Here is a 3,011-nt window from a genome sequence, read left to right on the forward strand (position 1 = left end):
GATCACTGAACGAGCAAAGGCAATTAACTGTTTTTGCCCAGCGGATAAATTAGATCCACGTTCGCGGAGTTGAGTATCATAGCCTTGAGGCAGTTCACTAATAAACCTATCGATATTCGTCGATTTAGCCGCATAAAGAACTTCAGCTTCGGTATAGTCTTCACCCAAGGTGATATTGTCTCGGACATTTCCCGCAAACAAGAAGCCATCTTGGAGAATCACCCCTAGATAGCGACGGAGTTCGGCTTGAGTGATTTTTTTGATATCTACCCCATCAACCAAAATTCGCCCCTTTGTTGGCTCATACAGACGGCACAGCAAGCGAATAATCGAACTTTTTCCGGCACCTGTCGGGCCAACTAAAGCAATCTTCTCTCCTGGTTTAATCGTGAAGTCCAAATCGCGAATCACATAGTCATCATCTTTATAGGCAAACCAGACATGTTCAAATCTAATTTCACCTTGGGAACCGCCATCAATGTGAGTCAGATGTAGACTTTGAGCATCATCGATATCTTTAATTTCGATCGGCTCATTGAGAATATCACTAATTCTTTCTACGGCGGTAAATCCTGATTGAATCGCCGTAAATTTTTCGGCAAATTGACGCAATGGTTCAAACAATTTTTGGGCATATAGAATAAAAGCTGCCAGTGTCCCAAAATCTAATGTCTTGTCTAGTACCATCAATCCACCCCACCAGAGTACCCCTGCAATCGCTACGAGGGAAATCCATTCTAGAGTTGCAGATACTGCCGAGTCATGAAAATTTGTTTGGTCGATTTCTTTGATATATCGATCGCGTACAGTCCGAAATAATTCAGCATTATATTTTTCGCGTCTGAATAATTGGACAACATTAATACCGACAACATTTTCTTGCACCATCGAGTTGAGTGCAGATAATTCTTCTCTACCCCGATAATTTGCCTTCCGATATTCATGCTGAAAGTAAATCACTAATGCTGCGACTGGAATCAGCATCACCAACAGCATTGTGGCAATTTTCCACTGGAGCGTAAACATATAATAGATCATTACCAGGATCGAAAATAGATCGCTGATGATGCCAATCGCTCCAGTCGTAAACACATCACCCAATGCTTCAACATCATTGGTCAATCGGGTAATTAATTTACCTACTGGTGTCCGATCAAAAAAACGTACCGCCAACGCAGTGACTCGATCAAACAAATCATTCCGAATATCGGCGGTAATTTGTTGCCCGATCCGTTGGGATGTATAACCTTGAATTGCGGTCAAAACTAATCTGACAACTACCGTCGCCATTAGCAGTAATGTCAGAACATTCAATCCATCTAACATGGATAAATTACTAACAAAATCCCAAGTTTTTTCATCCCTAATCTTCGAGATTGCCTGACCGACAATTAGCGGTTGTACCGCATTAGCAATTGCCAATGGAATCAACAACCCAAATGACACGAAAAATAAATTACCACTGCGGCGAGCATAGGGTAACAATCTCAATAATAATCGCCAGTCATTATCGGGAAGTACCGACGATTTTCGATTTTTGCCGCGCGGTGTCGCATTAGTCATGTAAATTGGGAATTTAAAGGTGGGGTTGAGGCAAGCGCGATCGCTAGTTAACTAATTTTGGCTAGATATGGAGCGAAGATTTGCCGATTTTAGCTAACAGATCGAGATTTCGATTGTATTGTTACAGACGACACAAATTGCCCATAATAGTTCTAGGATAACAGGTTTGACTGAACTAGGGCTAAATGTCACTACCGCTCGATCGCGACAAATTAGCCCCACCAACCGCGAGGATTGATGGGGCTAATTTAGATCGTCCAGTTGCTACGACTGGTTGGCTGACTCCACAGAGCGCCTAGAACCACTTTTCGGCTACTGCTTCTTCCTTGGTATTAGTATTCCGCGAAGGCGTCGAGCGATCGAATGTCATATGTACCGAGCGTTGCTGTTCGCCATCTTTAGCGACAGCCACGATTGGATAATCGATGTTGCCGTCTTGGAAGGACATCTGGAACCGGAAGGTACCATCGGGATTGAGCTTGATTTGGCGTCCGCCGATGGATACTGCTGCATCGGGTTCGGTAGCACCATAGACGATCAATTCCGCATCAGCAATCAGCCAGAATTGACGCTGACGTTCGCTGATATCCATCCCGATCCCGGACATGCCTACACCGGACATATTCACGCCCGAAGCCGTTGGTAGTGCCCACATGCCGACTCCCGAGGGGAAGACAAAGGAACTAATCGACTCTAACGGGGAATGTTGCATCGAACCGTAGAGCGAGCCAGAAATCCGTAAGGAATCGACTGAATCACCCATGCCAAAGATCCGCTCGTAGATCGCATTTGGGTTATTATCGGTACCTGTTGTAGCACTCGTGCCACTAACACCATCTTCAGATCCTTTGTAGGTGGGAGGTACCAATTCGACAAATGTTTTGCCCACGAGTTCTTCTTCCCACGGTACGGTGATGAAGATATCTTCGATCCAGTCAGAGGGATAAACGGGAGGAATGCCCACAGATGCCGAACGCGCCAGTACCAACCATCTACCATCGCCACAACGATAGCCGATATCGATCGTGTAATAACGATCGCTCACGGGGATGGGGAGGTACCATTCACGAGCCATCTCATCGATCGGGTATTCTTGGATACTGTGGGGGCTTTGATGCTCTAGATTGATATCGGTAACATCATAGATCCGCAGCGCCAATTGTTGTCCGCCGTGGTAGCGCAATTCATTTTTGTGCTCGATGGGAATGTCCCAGTAAGCATAAGCCCACTGCGGATCGCGAGGTAATAACACGATGCGGCTGTCGCCATAACCGTTAGGCAAATCTCCCAATCCTTCATCTACTGCCACTAATTCCGCAGCGGTAAGATCGACATCGACTCCGAGTTCAAATTTGCCTGCTTCCACTTCTAATTGTGCCTCCAGTTGAGTAGATGGAATATGAGTAGACTGACTAGTCTGAATTTTCTGAATTTCTTCCAGGAGTTGG

Annotated in this window: 2 protein-coding genes; both read right to left on the reverse strand. The window is 45.5% G+C overall.

All coding sequences use genetic code 11. The features are described 5' to 3' along the window. On the reverse strand, positions 1-1,563 hold a 1,563-nt coding region (locus tag RMO35_RS11150), incomplete at its 3' end, for an ABC transporter ATP-binding protein (RefSeq protein WP_309741221.1). A gap of 295 nt (positions 1,564-1,858) precedes the next feature. After that, the coding region (locus RMO35_RS11155) for a DUF4912 domain-containing protein (RefSeq protein ID WP_309741224.1) at positions 1,859-3,011 on the reverse strand (1,153 nt) is incomplete at its 5' end.

It is taken from the genome of Chamaesiphon sp. OTE_20_metabat_361 (assembly GCF_031364565.1).